Annotated in this window: 14 protein-coding genes; 12 read left to right on the forward strand and 2 right to left on the reverse strand. The window is 69.8% G+C overall.

What is annotated here, in order from left to right:
• Position 1: 1 nt before the first annotated feature.
• Positions 2–700 carry a phosphoglycolate phosphatase gene (gene gph, locus ACFLIT_RS16465; RefSeq protein ID WP_479912354.1) on the reverse strand — a complete coding sequence of 233 codons (699 nt, stop codon included), beginning with the start codon at positions 698–700 and terminating at the stop codon, positions 2–4.
• Positions 701–749: 49 nt separating this feature from the next.
• Between gph and glmU the strand changes: the two genes are divergently transcribed.
• The 12 genes from glmU (at position 750) to ACFLIT_RS16525 (ending at position 15,273) form a co-directional block, all read left to right on the forward strand.
• Positions 750–2,108 (forward strand): bifunctional UDP-N-acetylglucosamine diphosphorylase/glucosamine-1-phosphate N-acetyltransferase GlmU, encoded by a 1,359-nt coding sequence (gene glmU, locus ACFLIT_RS16470; protein ID WP_479912355.1) that lies wholly within the window; start codon positions 750–752, stop codon positions 2,106–2,108.
• 2 nt (positions 2,109–2,110) lie between these two features.
• The gene (rpiA, locus tag ACFLIT_RS16475) at positions 2,111–2,794 is read left to right on the forward strand and encodes a ribose-5-phosphate isomerase RpiA (protein ID WP_479912356.1); all 684 of its coding nucleotides are present in this window, start codon (positions 2,111–2,113) and stop codon (positions 2,792–2,794) included.
• A 15-nt stretch (positions 2,795–2,809) separates the two neighbouring features.
• Complete coding sequence (gene gor / locus ACFLIT_RS16480) at positions 2,810–4,201, forward strand: glutathione-disulfide reductase (protein WP_479912357.1); 1,392 nt, start codon at positions 2,810–2,812, stop codon at positions 4,199–4,201.
• Complete coding sequence (locus tag ACFLIT_RS16485; RefSeq protein WP_479912358.1) at positions 4,198–5,460, forward strand: O-antigen ligase family protein; 1,263 nt, start codon at positions 4,198–4,200, stop codon at positions 5,458–5,460. Before gor ends, ACFLIT_RS16485 begins: the two co-directional genes overlap by 4 nt.
• Before the next feature lie 88 nt (positions 5,461–5,548).
• On the forward strand, positions 5,549–6,928 hold the full coding sequence (locus ACFLIT_RS16490; protein ID WP_479912359.1) for a class II 3-deoxy-7-phosphoheptulonate synthase: 1,380 nt from the start codon (positions 5,549–5,551) through the stop codon (positions 6,926–6,928).
• Between the two features lie 82 nt (positions 6,929–7,010).
• Entirely contained in the window at positions 7,011–7,235 is a 225-nt protein-coding gene (locus tag ACFLIT_RS16495; protein WP_479912360.1) for a hypothetical protein, read from the forward strand.
• Positions 7,236–7,313: 78 nt separating this feature from the next.
• Complete coding sequence (locus tag ACFLIT_RS16500; protein WP_479912361.1) at positions 7,314–7,538, forward strand: hypothetical protein; 225 nt, start codon at positions 7,314–7,316, stop codon at positions 7,536–7,538.
• An 85-nt stretch (positions 7,539–7,623) separates the two neighbouring features.
• Positions 7,624–10,029 carry a membrane-bound PQQ-dependent dehydrogenase, glucose/quinate/shikimate family gene (locus tag ACFLIT_RS16505; protein ID WP_479912362.1) on the forward strand — a complete coding sequence of 802 codons (2,406 nt, stop codon included), beginning with the start codon at positions 7,624–7,626 and terminating at the stop codon, positions 10,027–10,029.
• A gap of 65 nt (positions 10,030–10,094) precedes the next feature.
• Positions 10,095–11,456, forward strand: a complete 1,362-nt coding sequence (locus ACFLIT_RS16510) for an MATE family efflux transporter (RefSeq protein ID WP_479912363.1) — start codon at positions 10,095–10,097, stop codon at positions 11,454–11,456.
• 57 nt (positions 11,457–11,513) lie between these two features.
• The gene (locus ACFLIT_RS16515) at positions 11,514–13,076 is read left to right on the forward strand and encodes a PAS domain-containing hybrid sensor histidine kinase/response regulator (RefSeq protein WP_479912364.1); all 1,563 of its coding nucleotides are present in this window, start codon (positions 11,514–11,516) and stop codon (positions 13,074–13,076) included.
• Positions 13,077–13,357: 281 nt separating this feature from the next.
• A complete protein-coding gene (locus tag ACFLIT_RS16520) occupies positions 13,358–14,695 on the forward strand; it encodes an APC family permease (RefSeq protein WP_479912365.1) in 1,338 nt (445 codons plus the stop codon).
• Positions 14,692–15,273: an SAM-dependent methyltransferase gene (locus ACFLIT_RS16525; RefSeq protein WP_479912366.1), complete on the forward strand. Its 582-nt coding sequence runs from the start codon at positions 14,692–14,694 to the stop codon at positions 15,271–15,273. The genes ACFLIT_RS16520 and ACFLIT_RS16525 overlap by 4 nt, the downstream gene beginning before the upstream one ends.
• Here the strand turns inward: ACFLIT_RS16525 and ACFLIT_RS16530 are convergent.
• Positions 15,270–16,169, reverse strand: a complete 900-nt coding sequence (locus ACFLIT_RS16530; protein WP_479912367.1) for a cobalamin biosynthesis protein CbiG — start codon at positions 16,167–16,169, stop codon at positions 15,270–15,272. The genes ACFLIT_RS16525 and ACFLIT_RS16530 overlap by 4 nt on opposite strands.
• Between the last annotated feature and the right edge of the window lie 167 nt (positions 16,170–16,336).

Genomic DNA, 16,336 nt, shown 5'->3' on the forward strand with positions numbered 1-16,336 from the left:
GTTAGTCCGAAGAAGTAGTCAGCAGCTTCACGCACGCCGTCGGCACGTCGGCGAAATCATCGACGATCAGGTCGCCGCCGAGGTCCTGCACCGCCGTTTCGGTGTAGCCGAAGCTGACCAGCAGGCAGGGCGCGCCGGCCGCCTTGGCGGCGCCGACGTCGGTGGCGCTGTCGCCGACCATGACGGCGCGGCGAAGATCGCCGCCCACGGCGTCGACGGCGGCGATCAGATGCCGGGCGTCCGGCTTGGGCGCGGGCGAAAGATCGGCGCCGATCACCGCATCGAACCACTTCGTCAGGTCGAGGGCGTCGAGCAGGGCGACCGACAGGCCGGTGAGCTTGTTGGTGCAGACCACCAGCTTGGCGCCGCGCGCCTTCAGGGCGCCCAGCGCCTCGATGACGCCCGGGAAGGGGCGGCTCTCCCGCGCGATGCGGGCCAGGTAGACGGCGATGAAGCGCTGGACCATCGGCGGGGCCCGCGCCTCGTCGAGCGGATCGCCGGCGGCGGCGAAGCCGCGTTCCAGCAAGGCCTTGGCGCCGCGGCCCACCATCAGGCGGACCTGATCGAACGGCAGGGGCGGATGACCGGCCTCCGCCAGGGTGTCGTTGAGGGCGCCGACGAGGTCGGGCGCGGTCTCGACGAGGGTGCCGTCGAGGTCGAAGGCGATGGTCACGCCTGTTAAATCGGGGAGGTCATGCATTCCCGCGGCCTTTCGGCTAAACGCTGGAAGATTGCAACGGGAGTCGCCGATGACCGCACGCGCCGCCGTGATCCTCGCCGCCGGACAAGGCACGCGAATGCGTTCCCCAAGACCGAAGGTGCTGCACACCGTCGGCGGCCGTACGATGCTCGACCATGCCATCGATGCGGCCCAGGGCCTGGGCTGCGAGCGCATCGTGGTGGTGGCCGGCGCCCATAGCCCCGAGGTGGCCGAGAGCGCCCGGGCGCGGCTCGGCGACGCCGCCGTGGTGATCCAGGACCCGCCGCTCGGCACGGGCCACGCCGTGCTGGCCGCCAAGGACGCCCTGGCCGATTTCGACGGCGACGTGGTGGTGACCTACGCCGACTGCCCCCTGACAGGCGCGGCGGTGATCGCCCCGCTGTTCGACATCCGCGCCCATGGAATCGACATCGCCGTGCTGGGCTTCGACGCCCATGATCCCGGGGCCTACGGCCGACTGATCATCGGCGCCCACAGCGCCCTGTTGCGCATCGTCGAGGCCAAGGAGGCGGACGACGCCGTGCGCCAGGTGAAACACTGCAATTCGGGGGTGCTGGCCGCCGACCGCGCCGTGCTCTTCGACCTGCTCGATCAGGTGACCAACGACAACGCCAAGGGCGAGTACTACCTGACCGACGTGGTCGGCCTGGCGCATGACCGCGAACTGAGCGCGCGGGCGGCCTTCGCGCCCGAGACCGACGTGCAGGGCGTGAACTCGCAGGGCGAGCTGGCCGCCGCCGAGGAGGTCTGGCAGCAGCGCCGCCGTCGCGCCATGCTCGACGCCGGGGTCGCCATGCCGGCGCCGCACACCGTGTGGTTCTCGTGGGACACTGAGATCGCCGCCGGCTGCGTGGTGGAGCAGAACGTGGTGTTCGCGCCGAAGGTCACGGTCGAGAGCGGCGCGGTGATCCGCGCCTTCAGCCATCTCGAGGGCGCCGCGGTGCGGGCCGGGGCCGTCGTCGGGCCCTATGCGCGGCTGCGGCCGGGGGCCGACATCGGCGAGGGCGCGCATATCGGCAACTTCGTGGAGGTGAAGAAGGTGAAGGTGGGCAAGGGCGCCAAGGCCAATCACCTGAGCTATCTCGGCGACGGCAGCGTGGGGGCGGGGGCGAACATCGGCGCCGGCACGATCTTCTGCAATTACGACGGCTTCGAGAAGTTCGACACCCATGTGGGCGAGGGGGCCTTCATAGGCTCCAACACCGCCCTGGTGGCGCCGGTGACGGTGGGGGCGGGGGCGATGACCGGCTCCGGCTCGGTGATCGTCAGCGACGTGGCCCCCGGCGCCCTGGCGTTGGCGCGCGCCAAGCAGGCCGACAAGGCCGATTGGGCCACCCAGTTCCGTAAGGCGAAGGCCGCCGTGAAGGCCTCCAGGACCAAGGCATAGTCGTGAGCGCAGACAGTCAGAAGCAGGCGGCCGGGCAGGCCGCCGCCGCCCTCGTGGACTCCGGCATGGTGGTCGGGCTGGGCACCGGCTCGACCGCCGCGTGGTTCGTCAAAGGGCTGGCGGCCCGCAAGCTCGACGTGCGCGGGGTGCCGACCTCCGAGCAGACCGCCGCCCTGGCGCGCGAACTCGGCCTTCCGCTGGCCGAGCTGGACGAAGTGAAGGGCATCGACCTGACCGTCGACGGGGCCGACGAGATCGGCCCCGGCCTGTCGCTCATCAAAGGCGGCGGCGGCGCCTTGCTGCGCGAGAAGCTGGTGTGGGAAGCCTCGGCCCGCTGCGTGACCATCGCAGACGCCGCCAAGGTGGTGCCGACGCTCGGCGCCTTCGCCCTGCCGGTCGAGGTGGTGGCCTTCGGCGCCAAGGCGACGCAGCGCCGCCTATGCGACGTGCTGGCCGAGTTCGAGATCGCCGGCCTGCCGAAGCTGCGCCAGAAGGACGGCCAGGTCTTCCGAACCGACGGCGGCAACCTCATCTACGACATCCCCTGCGGTCGGATCCTCGACCCGGCGGCCCTCGCGGAGGCGATCAAGAGCCTCACCGGGGTGGTCGACCACGGCCTGTTTCTCGATCTCGCCGACGAGGCGTTGGTGGGGACCGACGCCGGAGTCGATGTCCTGCAACCGTAAGGCCGCGGAGCGACCATGGCGTCCCAGTACGACTACGACCTCTTTGTCATCGGCGCCGGGTCCGGCGGCGTGCGCGCGGCGCGGCTCGCGGCGCTTGCCGGCGCCCGGGTAGGCATCGCCGAGGAGGACCGCGTGGGCGGCACCTGCGTGGTGCGCGGCTGCGTGCCCAAGAAGTTCCTGGTCTACGCCTCGGAGTTCGCCTTCCACGCCAAGCTGGCCGAGGGCTACGGCTGGAGCAAAAGCCAGGCGACCTTCGACTGGCCGGCCTTCATCCGCCACAAGGACACCGAGATCGCCCGCCTGTCCGGCATCTATGTGACCAACCTTTCCAAGGCGGGCGCCGACCTCGTCCACGGCCGCGCCGTGCTGAAGGACGCCCACACCGTCGAGATCAAGGGCGACCACGCCCAGACGGTGACCGCCGAGAAGATCCTCATCGCCGTGGGCGGTTGGCCGACCAAGCCGGACATCCCGGGCGCCGAGCACGCCATCACCTCCAACGAGGCCTTCCACCTGGCCGAGCTGCCGAAATCGATCGTGGTGGTCGGCGGCGGATACATCGCGGTGGAGTTCGCCGGCATCTTCAACGGCCTCGGCGTCGATACGACCCTGATCTATCGCGGAGCCAACATCCTGCGCGGTTTCGACGACGACCTGCGTTCGCACCTGGCGGGCGAGTTGGAGAAGAAGGGCGTCAAGGTGGTGCTCGGCTGCGAGCACAGGAGCATCGAGAAGACCGAGGACGGCCGTCTGGTCAGCAAGTTGTCGAGCGGACACGACCTGATGACCGACCAGGTTATGTTCGCCACCGGCCGCAGCCCTTACGTCACCGGCCTCGGGCTGGAGAACGCGGGGGTGAAGCTGGACGAGCGCGGCTATATCGCGGTCGACAAGTTCTCGCGCACCAATGTCGAGAACATCTGGGCGGTGGGCGACGTGACCGGCCGCATCAACCTGACGCCGGTGGCGATCCGCGAGGGCGCGGCCTTCGCCGAGACCGAGTTCCGGAACAACCCGACGTCGTTCGATCACGAGGCGGTGGCCAGCGCGGTGTTCTCGCAGCCGCCGATCGGCGTGGTGGGTCTGTCGGAGGCGGACGCTCGCCATCAGTACAAGTCGGTGGACATCTACCGGGCGGTGTTCCGGCCGATGAAGTACACCTTCGTCGGCGCCGAGGAGCGTTGCCTGATGAAGCTGGTGGTCGACGGCGAAAGCGGCCGTATCCTGGGCGTGCATGTCTGCGGCCCCGACGCGCCGGAGATCATCCAGATGGCGGCCGTGGCCGTGAAGATGGGGGTGACCAAGGCGCAGTGGGATTCCACCTGCGCCGTGCACCCCACCCTGGCGGAAGAACTGGTGACCATGCGCGAGAAGTACGTTCCGCCGGAACTCGGCGGCCTCGGGTGAAGTCTCCGTTCGCGCCGCCCGGGCCCGGGGCCACGCCCTGGCTCGAGATCGTCTGCATGCTGACGTTCGGCTTGACGCCGCTGTTCGGCTATCTGGGCTATCTCGGGTTCGCGCCGTTGCTGGCGCTGACAGGGCTGCTGGTCACGCCGAGCCTGGTGCGCAGCCGGCCGGGCGACCGGACGCTGATCGTGCTGGCGCTGCTTTGCCTTTGGGCGGGGATCAGCCTGCAGTGGAGCCCGATGGCGCCGACGCCGGGACCGAAGGGCGACTACGGCGGCATCGAGAAGCTGACCATCGCCAAGATGGTGCTGGAGCTCGGCCTCTATGGCGCGGCGGCGGCGGCGGTGATGCGCCTGTCGCCGATTTCGGCCCGGCGGGCGGCGACCGTGCTGGCCGTGGGGCTGATGCCGATGGCGGCGATCTACCTGTGCGACGCCATCCAGAAGGGCGGCATCCTGCTGGCGATCAGCCGGGCGGTGGGCGACGAACTGGAGCCGGGCCTCGCCTTCAAGAACGCCTCCCAGACCGGCTATGTGCTGGCCATGCTGGTCTTCCCCGCGATGCTGATCTGCCTGCGTCGCGGCTGGCGGATCGCCGCCTTCGGGCTTGGCGCCGCGCTGATCGCCGGGACGCTGGTGACCAGCTACACCTCGCCGCTGCTCGCCGTGCTGTGCGGCGCGGCGGCCTGGGCGGCGGTGCGTCGCTGGGGCGCCGTCGCGGCGCGGGCGATGGTCGCGCCGGTGCTGATCGGCTACCTGGCCGCGCCGTTCATCGTGAACGCCGCCGTGCGCGGGGGCCTGTTTTCGATCCTGCACAAGGCGGCGCCGATGTCGTGGGACATTCGTCTGGATGTCTGGGCCTTCGCGGCCGCCAAGACGATGGAGCATCCGCTGCGCGGTTGGGGCCTGGATGCGGCCCGCACTTTCCCCGGCGCCATCCCGCTGCACACCCACGACGCTCCGCTCCAGCTGTGGCTCGAACTCGGCCTGCCCGGCGCCGCCCTGGGCGGGGTCTTCTTCGCCATGGTGCTGTGGCGCATCGGCGAAATGGCCAAGGAACGTCGCAACCAGGCCGCCGTCGCGGCGGCCACGGCGACGACCTTCATCGTCATCGGCGCCCTGTCGTTCGGCGTCTGGCAGGAGTGGTGGATCGCGCTGGGCGCTCTGGCCCTGATCGCTTGCCGGGTGGAGCGCCGCGGCTGGCGCGACGTGCCGGCCGGCGAGCCGACCGAGGACGGTCTCACCCCGCTGGGGGCCTGAATGCGGCGGGAGGGGGCGATTTTTTGCTAAACCGCCCTATGTGGAGTAATGACCCCGCCTTTCGCCTGTTGAGTTTCGAGCTCGTAAGATGACCGACCGCTGGACGCCTTCCTCCTGGAGGACCCGACCCGCCAAGCACGTGCCGACGGATTATCCGGACATGGCCGCCGTGGCGCGCGTCGAGGGTGAGCTGCGGCGGATGCCGCCGCTGGTGTTCGCCGGCGAGGCCCGCCGCCTGAAGAACCTGCTGGGCGATGTCGCCCGCGGCGACGCCTTCCTGCTGCAGGGCGGCGACTGCGCCGAGAGCTTCAAGGAATTCGGCGCCGACAACATCCGCGACCTGTTCCGCCTGATCCTGCAGATGGCGGTGGTGCTGACCTTCGCGGGCGGCAAGCCCGTGGTGAAGGTGGGCCGCATGGCCGGCCAGTTCGCCAAGCCGCGCTCGGAGCCGATCGAGACCATCGGCGATGTGACGCTGCCCTCCTACCGCGGCGACATCATCAACGGCATGGGCTTCACGCCGGAAGAGCGCCTGCCCGATCCGGAGCGCCTGCTGAAGGCCTACACCCAGTCGGCGGCGACGCTGAACCTGCTGCGCGCCTTCGCGACCGGCGGCTACGCCGACCTGCACAACATCCACCGCTGGACCCTGGGCTTCGTCGACTCGAGCCCGCTGGGCGCGCGCTACCGCGAACTGGCCGAGAAGATCAGCGAGAGCCTGACCTTCATGCAGGCCATCGGCGTGACGCCGGCCAGCCACCCGAACCTGCATCAGGTGGAGTTCTTCACCGCCCACGAGGCCCTGCTGCTGGGCCTCGAGGAGGCGATGACGCGCGTCGATTCCACCTCGGGCGAATGGTACGACACCTCGGCCCACCTGCTGTGGATCGGCGAGCGCACCCGCCAGCTGGATGGCGCGCACGTCGAGTTCATGAAGGGCGTGAAGAACCCCATTGGGGTGAAGGTCGGCCCGACGCTGGACGCCGACGACCTGATCCGCCTGCTCGACGCCCTGAGCCCGGAGAACGAGGCCGGCCGCCTGACGCTGTACGGCCGCTTCGGCGCCGACAAGATCGAGGGCCGCCTGCCGGCGCTGATGGCCAAGACCCGCGCCGAGGGGCGCAACGTGGTCTGGGCGATCGACCCCATGCACGGCAACACCCTGAAGGCCAACAACGGCTACAAGACGCGCCCGTTCGACCGGGTGCTGGCCGAGGTGCGCAGCTTCATCGAGATCGCCGAGGCGCAGGGTGTCCACCCCGGCGGCGTGCACCTGGAGATGACCGGCCAGGACGTCACCGAGTGCATCGGCGGCGCGCGGGCGGTGACGGAAGGCGATCTGGCCGACCGCTACCACACGCACTGCGACCCGCGTCTGAATGGCGAGCAGGCGCTGGAGCTGGCCTTCCTGGTGGCCGAAAAGCTGAAGGCCTCGCGCGCCGCCGCGCCGGCGCAGGCCGCGGAGTAAGATGAACGGCGGCTGAAGGGCGACCTCCAGCCGCGTTCAGGCCTGCCGCGCGATCCTGTCTCCTCATGAGGGAGACAAGGCCATGACGCCGTCCGAACACGAAGACCGCACGATGCGAATCCGCCGCGGCGGCTGCGACATCGAAGGCCGCTGGCGCATCGCCGGCGACGAGGTGGTGGTCGAGTGCCCCTATGGCGCGGACCGCGCCCGCGTCGACGGCGCGCCGCCGGCGAGAGTGGCCGAGCTGTTGATCGCCCGGCTGGCCTTCGCGGCCATGGGCGGCAGGGTCGAGCCGCTGATCAACTGACGGGGAAAGGCGCGCCCGAGGCTTGAACGGTCCGTTCAGATATTGGGCGTACGCTGTTCTTTCAGTTGGGAATTCGCCATGTCCTTGTCCGATCAGAACGATCAGGTGATGCACGTCCAGCGCGGCGGTTGCGAAATCGAAGCCCGGTGGCGTCTGGCCGGCGACGAGGTTCACGTCGAGTGCTCGTTCGGGGCCGATCATGCGCCCACGAACGGCGCGCCGCCGGCGCGCGTGGCCGAACTGCTGATCGCGCGCCTCGCCGCCGCCGTGATGGGCCCGCGCCTCGAACCGCTGATGTGCTGAGGGCGGCGCCTTGGCCATTTGATGGCCGGCGCAACATGATCGGTGTTCGACCGTTGTCATCCTGGACTTCCAGGGGACCAAGGCGATGGCGACCACCGGCTCGGCGGGTTTTGGCGGCGTGGCCGCGCGTGTTCTGGGCGCATTGCTCGGCCTCATAGGCCTGGTGCTGATCGGCGGCGGGGCGTGGCTGCTGATCCTCGGCGGCTCTCCGTACTACCTGGCGGCCGGCGTCGGCCTGGCGCTTTCGGGCGGTCTGATGATGCGGCTGCGGGCGCTGGGCGCCTGGCTCTATCTCGTCGTCTTTCTGCTGACGGTCGTCTGGGCGCTTTGGGAAGTCGGCCTCAGCGGCTGGGGGCTCGTGCCTCGACTCGTGGGGCCGGCGATCTTGGCGCTGCTGGTGATCCTCATCCTGCCGATCGTCGATCGGGGCGGGCAGGGCGGGCGTCGCGCCTTGGCCGCCGGCGCCGTCTGGCTGGTTCTTCTGGCTGGCGTCGTCATCGGCGTGCTGGCGGCCGACCGTCCGACAAGGCCGGGCGCGCTGCCCGAAGCCTCCATGGCCATGACCGAACCTTCGCTGTTGCCGAGCGGCGCCGACTGGCCGGCCTATGGCGGCACCTACAGCGCCCGCCGCTTTTCGCCGCTGGGCCAGATCACGCCCGACAACGTTCGCAATCTGCAGGTCGCCTGGACCTATCGCACACGCGACTTGCCGCCTGATCTGAAGATCAAGAGCTACGGCGCCGAGACCACGCCGCTGAAGGTGGGGAATACGCTCTACCTCTGCACCGCCAAGAGCATCGGCGTGGCCGTCGACCCGGTCAGCGGCAAGGAATTCTGGCGCTACGACCCGAAGGTCGCCGATCCGTCCATCCCCTACACGGCCGCCTGTCGCGGGGTGAGCTACTACGCCGTGCCCGGCGCCGACCCGGCCGGCGCCTGCGCGGCCCGGATCATCTGGGGCACGCTCGATGCGCGGTTGATCGCCGTGGACGCCCGCACGGGCCGACCCTGCGGCGACTTCGGCCAGGGCGGTCAGGTGGACACCACCGTGGGGTTCGGCCCGACCGCGCCTGGGATGATCTCGATCACCTCGGCCCCGACCATCGTGCGCGGCGTGGTGGTGACCGGCCATCAGATTCTAGACGGCCAGCGTCGCGACGCCCCCTCCGGAACCATCCTCGGCTATGACGCGGCGACGGGCGCCCTGCGGTGGGCCTGGGACATGCAGCATCCGGATTGGAACGGCCTGCCGCCCGCCGGACAGACCTTCGCGCTCGGCAGCCCCAACATGTGGACCACCGCCTCCGGCGACGAGGCCCTGGGCCTGGTGTTCCTGCCGCTGGGCAATGTGGCCGCCGATTACTGGAGCGGCGGGCGCACGCCCGAGCAGGCGGCGCATTCGACCTCGCTGGTCGCGTTGGACGTGACCACCGGCAAGCCGGTGTGGAGCTTCCAGACGGTGCATAACGACGTCTGGGACTACGACCTCGGCTCGCAGGCGACGCTGGTCGATTTCCCCACCGCCGGGGGCGTGACGCCCGCCGTGCTGCTGCCCTCGAAACAGGGCGATCTCTATGTCCTCGACCGGCGGACCGGTCGGCCGCTGACCGGCGTGGAGGAGCGCCCGGCGCCTCAGGGCGGGGTGGAGGCGGCGCTGCGGTCGCCGACCCAGCCGCACTCCCGATTCCACACCCTGCGCAAACCCGACCTGACCGAGAAGGCGATGTGGGGCATGTCGCCCATCGACCAGATGGTCTGCCGCATCCAGTTCAGGCAGGCGTCGTACAAGGGCGTCTACACTCCGCCGGAAACCGACCGGCGCTGGATCGAGTATCCCGGCTACAACGGCGGCAGCGACTGGGGCGGCGTCGCGGTCGATCCGACGCGCGGGGTGATCGTCGCCAACTACAACGACATGCCGAACTACAACCGCCTGATCCCTCGCGCGGTGGCCGACAGGCTGGGTTGGGCGCCGCGCGGCGAGGCCCGCGGAGGCAGCCTGGCCCACGGGCCTGAAGGGGCGGGGGATCCGCAGATCGGCACGCCCTACGCGATCTCGGTCAACGCCGGGTGGCGGATGCCCTTCACCGGTCTGCTGTGCAAGCAGCCGCCTTACGGCGGCATCCGGGCCGTCGATCTGAAGACGGGGCGAACCGTCTGGGACCGCCCGATCGGCACGGCGCGCAACAACGGGCCGTTCGGCGTCGCCTCGGGCCTGAACCTCACCATTGGCACGCCCAACAATGGCGGCGCGGTGATCACCGCCGGCGGGCTGATCTTCATCGCCGCCGCCACCGACGACCTGATCCGCGCCATCGACCTGAAGACCGGCAAGGTGGTGTGGACGGCGAAGCTGCCCGGCGGCGGGCAGGCGACGCCGATGACCTATGAGGCCGGCGGCCGGCAATATGTGGTGGTCATGGCCGGGGGCCACCACTTCATGGAGACCAAGGTCAGCGACGCCCTGGTGGCCTATGCGCTGCCCGGCTGACCAAGAGGCGTGACCTGCGGGTCGCCTCGGGCTAAGGCTCAGCGCCTTTTTCCCCGGAGGCGGCGATGCGGCCCGACCCCGCGGACGCCGCGCCCTCCGCGGGCCGGACGATCCGCCACGATCTCATCGAGCTGCTGAAGCTGGCCGGACCGGTCGCCCTGTCGCGCCTGGGGATCATGGTCATGGGCCTGACCGACGCCCTGGTCGTGGGCCGTCATTCCGCCGAAGAGCTGGGTTTCCAGGCGATGGGCTGGGCGCCGACGGCGGTGGTGCTGACCACCAGCATCGGCCTGCTGATGGGCGTTCAGGCCATGACCTCGCGCGCCGTCGGCGCCGGGCGACGCGCCGAGACCGGAGCGGTGCTGCGGCGAGGGGTGATCTACGCCTTCTGGATCGGGCTGGCCTCGACGGCCCTGCTGGCCGCGTTCGGGCCGCTGCTGCTGCATCACCTGCGTCTGGAGCCGGGGCTCGCCGACGGCGCGGCGCGGGTGCTGCTGGTGTTCTCGCTGTCGCTGACGCCGAACCTGATCGCTTCGGCCGGTTCGGCCTGGCTGGAGGGGCTGGGGCGGCCAGTGCCGGCGATGGCGGCGATGTGGATCGCCAATGCGGCGAACCTGGTCTTCAACCTGTGGCTCGTGCCGGATCATGGGGCGGTGGGCAGCGCCTACGCCACGGCCCTGGCGCGCGTGGTGCTGGTGATCGGGGTGTTCGGCTACATCGCCAGGATGCGCGAGGCGAAGGCGCTGGGGATCTTCACGCCCGCGCCGAAGGACCTGCCCGGCGTGCGGGAGATGCGGCGGGTCGGCTACGGCGCCGGGGCGTCGTTCTTCGTCGAGGTGGGGGCCTTCAGTGCGATGAGCGTGATCGCCGGCTGGCTCGGCGGCCTGGCCGTGGCCGGTTGGGCGGTGGTGCTGAACGTCGCCTCGGTGGTGTTCATGGTCCCGGTCGGGGTGGCGACGGCGACGGCCGTGCTGGTCGGGCGGGCGCATGGGGCGGAAGACCCGCGCCGGATCGCGCGCGCGGGCTACCTCGGCTTCGGCGTGGCGATGGCCTTCGGCCTGCTGGTCTCGGCGGTGGTGTGGCCCGCCGCGCGGCTGATCGCCGGCGCCTATACCAAGGACGCCGCCCTGATCGAGCTCGTGGCGCCGGCCCTGACCCTGGCCTGCCTGTTCTTCGCCGCCGACGCCCTGCAGGTGGTCGCCGGCCAGGCGCTGCGCGCGCGCGCCGATATCCTCGTCCCGACGATCATGCACGTGACCAGCTATGCGGTGGTGATGACCCCGCTGGCCTGGCTGCTGGCCATCCCCCTGGGGCTGGGCCTGAACGGCGTGGTCTGGGCGGTGATCGCCGCCAGCCTGGCGGCGGCCGGTATGCTGTGTCTTCGGTTCTGGCTCCGCAGTCGCCCCAGAGCGGCAATCGGAGCTTAACCTTGCGAAGGTAGGCCTTTAGCGCCGCAGTGGGCGCCTTTTTCGTGGGAGACCGACATGTCAGACGCCCCTTCGGCGCCCGGGATGGAGGTCAACACCTTCTTTCAGGTCTCCCTCGATCTGCTGGTCATCCGCGATCTTGAAGGCCGCGTGGTCAAGGCCAGCCATTCCTGGGGCGTGAAGCTGGGCTGGGCGCCGCAGGAGATGGAGGGCACGATGCTGCTCTCGCTGGTTCACCCCGACGATCTGGCCGGCACCTACGACAGCGCCGACGAGGTGATCAACCGCAAGCCGGGCGACCCGGTGCTGGGCTTCACCAACCGCTACCGCCACAAGGACGGCGGTTATCGCACGCTGGAGTGGCGCGCTCAGCGGTTCGGCGATCGCATCTATGGCGTGGCGCGCGATGTGACCGATCGCGTGGCCGCCGAGCGCGAACTGGTCGAGGCCAAGCGGGCCGCCGAGGCCGCCAGCCGCGCCAAATCCGACTTCCTGGCCAATATGAGCCATGAGATCCGCACGCCTCTGAACGGGGTGATCGGCCTGGTCGACGCCTTGACCCGCACGCCGCTGACGGCCGAACAGGCCGAGATCGTGGGCTTGATCCGGGACTCGGGGGTCATCCTCGAACGGTTGGTGTCGGACGTGCTGGATGTCGCCAAGATCGAGGCGGCGCAGCTGAAGCTGGAGCAGACCCCCTTCGATCTGGAGGAGGCGCTGCGCCCGTCCATCGAGGTGATGCGCTATCGCGCCGAGGCCAAGGGCCTGACCTTCGAGCTGGAGCGCGGCGGCAACGCGCGCGGGCAGTTTGTCGGCGATGGCGCCCGCGTCGGCCAGATCGTCAGCAACCTGCTGTCGAACGCGGTGAAGTTCACGGCGGTCGGCGGCGTGAAACTGCGGATCGCGGTGGATGAGGACGACGGCGGCGCCTGGCTGAACCTGATCGTCGAGGATACCGGCATCGGCTTCGACGCCGAGCAGGGCAGGCGGCTGTTCGAGCGCTTCACCCAGGCCGACGCCACGACCAGCCGGCGGTTCGGCGGCACGGGCCTGGGTCTTTCGATCTGCCGGTCGCTGGCCCAGATGATGGGCGGCGACATCTCGGCGTCCTCGTCACCGGGCGTGGGAAGCCGGTTCGAGGCCTCGGTGCGTCTGCCGCGCGCCGAGTCCCTGCGGGTCTATGACGCCCGTGAGCGCAAGGCCGCGCCGCTGCCGGACATGGCGCGCCAGGGGCCGCTGCGCGTGCTGCTGGCAGAGGACCATCCAACCAACCGCCGGGTGGTGGAGATCATCCTGGCCGCCCAGGGGGCGTGCCTGACGGCCGTCGACGACGGGGTGGAGGCGGTGGCCGCCTTTTCGCCGGGCAGCTTCGACGTGGTGCTCATGGACATGCAGATGCCGCGCATGGACGGCCTGGCGGCGACGCGGGCGATCCGCTCGATGGAGCTGCAGGCCGGCGCGGCGCCGACGCCGATCATCATGCTGACCGCCAACGCCATGCCCGAGCATCACGCCGACAGCGTCGCCGCCGGGGCCAACCTGCATCTGGCCAAGCCGATCACGGCGGCCAGCCTGCTGCTGGGAATCCAGGCCGCGCTGGCGACGGAGTTGGCGGCTTAGCCTCGTCCCCGCAGGAGCGCCGCCCTCTCCGATTTAATCTCCCGCTCGTGGAACAATACGCCTTGCTTCCCGTTCACGGCCGTTAAGACCCCTCTCCGCCGCTATGGGCGCGACATGCCGACCGGAGCCCGAGAGACTCTCGGCCCTGCCTGCACATCCGGCTCTGCGGAGCTGGATGACGCTTCGGTTCGCCTCATTTCATCCTTCCCGACGCGAGGCCTCCACGGCGTCGGACCTAATCCGTGCCGTAGCGTGAATCCCGTTCCCCGAAGGACCAGGCGATGCATGCTCCGGCGCCCAATCTAGACGTCCAGATCCGGCCGACCCTGCGAGCCCGCGACGCGGTGGCGATTACCGTGGGTATCGTCGTGGGGGCAGGCATCTTTCGCACGCCCTCCCTGGTCGCCGGCTCGGCCTCGAGCGAGGCCGCCGTGCTGCTGGCCTGGGCGGCGGGGGGCGTCATCTCGCTGATCGGCGCGCTATGTTACGCCGAACTCGCCTCGACCTATCCCCACGCTGGCGGCGACTACCACTATCTGACGCGCGCGTTCGGCAAGCCGATCGGCTTCCTTTACGCCTGGGCGCGCCTGACGGTGATCCAGACCGGCTCGCTGGCCCTGCTGGCCTTCGTGTTCGGGGACTATGCGTCGCAGATCTTCAGCCTGGGGCCGTTCTCCTCCGCCCTCTACGCCGGCGCCGTCGTGGTCGCGCTCACGGCGCTCAACTGGCTCGGCGTCCGCGCGGGCGCCAGGGCGCAATCATGGCTGACGGTCATCGAAGTTCTGGGGCTGATCACCATCGTCGTCGCAGGCCTGGTCCTGGCCCCCGCCGCCGCGCCCGCGCCGCCCCCGTCGGCCGCCACCAATATTGGCTTGATCATGGTGTTCGTCCTCCTGACGTTTGGAGGGTGGAACGAGGCCGTCTATGTGTCGGCCGAGCTGCGCGACGTTCGCCGCCGCATGGCGCCGGTCCTGATCTTCAGCCTGTTGCTGATCACCGCGCTCTACCTGCTCGCCAACGTCGCCTATCTGCGCGCGCTCGGCATCGCGGGCGTCGCCGGGTCCGAGGCTGTCGCGGCCGACGTCGTGCGGCTGGCCTTCGGCCCTGGCGGGGGTGTGTTCATCAGCCTGCTGATCGCCTTGTCCGCGCTCACTTCGGCGAACGCGACCGCCTTCACGGGCGCTCGCACGGCCTTCGCCCTGGGCCGGGACCATGGGCGTTTCGCCTACCTCGGCCTGTGGAATGAAAAGTCGGGAACGCCGGGCAACGCCCTTCTGGTGCAGGGCGCGGCCGCGTTGCTGCTCATCCTGGGCGGCGCCTTCGCCCGGGACGGGTTCCGGACGGCGGTGGAGTTCACCGCCCCGGTCTTCTGGTTCTTTTTCCTGCTCGTCGGCGTCTCCCTGTTCGTGCTGCGTCGCCGCGAGCCGGATACGCCGCGTCCGTTCCGTGCGCCGCTCTATCCGGTGCTGCCGCTGATCTTCTGTGGCGCCAACGCCTACCTGCTCTACTCGAGCCTCGCCTACACCGGCGTCGGCGCCCTTGTCGGCGTCGCCGTCATAGCCGTGGGGGCCCTGTTCCTGATTCCATCGCGTAACCCCAAACAGGAGACCGTCGGATGAAGAAGATTGGTATCGGCCGGGTGGCGGCGCTGGCGATCGTCGCCGCTGCGCTGCAAACGACCCTAAGCTACGCCCAGGCTCCGGCCCCGGCCGCCAAGGCCCTGAGAGAGCCGGACGTGGTCTATGTCCCCACACCGCAGCCCGTGGTCGACGCCATGCTCAAGATGGCGAAGGTGAGCAAGGGCGACGTGCTGTACGACCTCGGCTCCGGCGACGGACGCATCCCGATCACCGCGGCGAAAACCTACGGCGTGCGCGGCGTGGGAATAGATATCAACCCGCAGCGGATCGCGGAGGCCAACGCCAACGCCAAGACGGCCGGCGTCACCGGCCTCGTCGCCTTCCGCAACGCCGACCTGTTCGAGAGCGACTTCCGCGAAGCCAGCGTGGTGACGCTGTATCTACTTCCCAGCCTCAACGAAAAGCTGCGCCCCAAGCTGCTGCGCGAACTGAAGCCCGGCACGCGGATCGTCAGCCACTCGTTCCTGATGGGCGACTGGAAGCCCGAACAGACCCAGGAGGTCGATGGCGCCACGATCTATGGCTGGACCGTTCCGCCGCGGGCCGCCGGCAGCTAGACCCCCAGGATCCAACCTTCCTCGTGAGCGGCGTCGACCACCACGGCGGGATCGGCGTCCTTGGCGGGGCCGAAGGCGGACGCGAGCTTGCCGGCCTCGTCGAGCTTGGCGAAGTGCTCGGCGGTCTGGCGGACCTGGGCCTGGTCCTTGATCTCGCCCGGCAGGGGGGCCGGCTTGAGCAGCGAGGGGTAGACCTCGGCCACCACCACATCGACCCCCGCGAGGTCGGCCTCGGTCAGCGGCTTGTAGCCGGTCTCGAACGGCCAGACCTTCAGGGCGTCGCCGCGCGCCGCCTTGAGGCGCGAGACGAGCGGAATGCCCAGGATCGCCTGGCCGCCGACCGAGCCGGCGGTGAACAGCTTCCACACCGGCGAGCTGCCCTTGGCGGCCAGTTCGGCGTGGCGGAACTCCGGCAGGTCGTCCGGGCCGTGCGGCCGGGTCTTCTTGGGCTGCAGGGTGGTGAGGGCGTCCTTGGGCGGGCAGCCCCAGAACGGGAACGGGCCGCCGGTTAGCCGGCGATTGATCTCGGAGGCGACGCCGAAGCGGTTGTTGGTGTTGTCGGCCTTATCCTTGACCATCTTGACCAGATAGTCCCAGACCGCGCGCCAGGGGCCGGCGTCGTTCGACAGCTTGAGGCCGGCGGCCAGGCCGCGCGGGAATCCCAGCGGAAAATCGAAACCGATCAGGGCGCGCTCATTGCGCTTCTTCAGGTCGTCAAGAATGGCGACGAGCTTGGTCTCGGCCTCGGCCCGGGTGGCCGGATTGAACGACTCGAAGGCCAGGCGGAAACGCACGTCGCGCTTCATCACCCCGATCCAGACCGAATTTTCCCCCGTGGCGGGTTTGGAGGCGGAGCTCCAGTCGACGATCACATAGGCGTTGAACAGGCGGGACACGGGCGGCCTCGGAAGGGGAGAAAAAGGCCCGTGCTTTTAGCTCCCCGCGACAAGCGAGGCGATAGCCGAAAACGACGACCGTGCGTTCATCTCCCAATCAGCGGCGCCCGCGAGGTAGCCAAACATGGTCATTCTTCGTTAAGAGCCCAGCCTACCGCTCGCCGCGA

The sequence above is a fragment of the Caulobacter sp. HJHS_5 genome, from assembly GCF_056683955.1.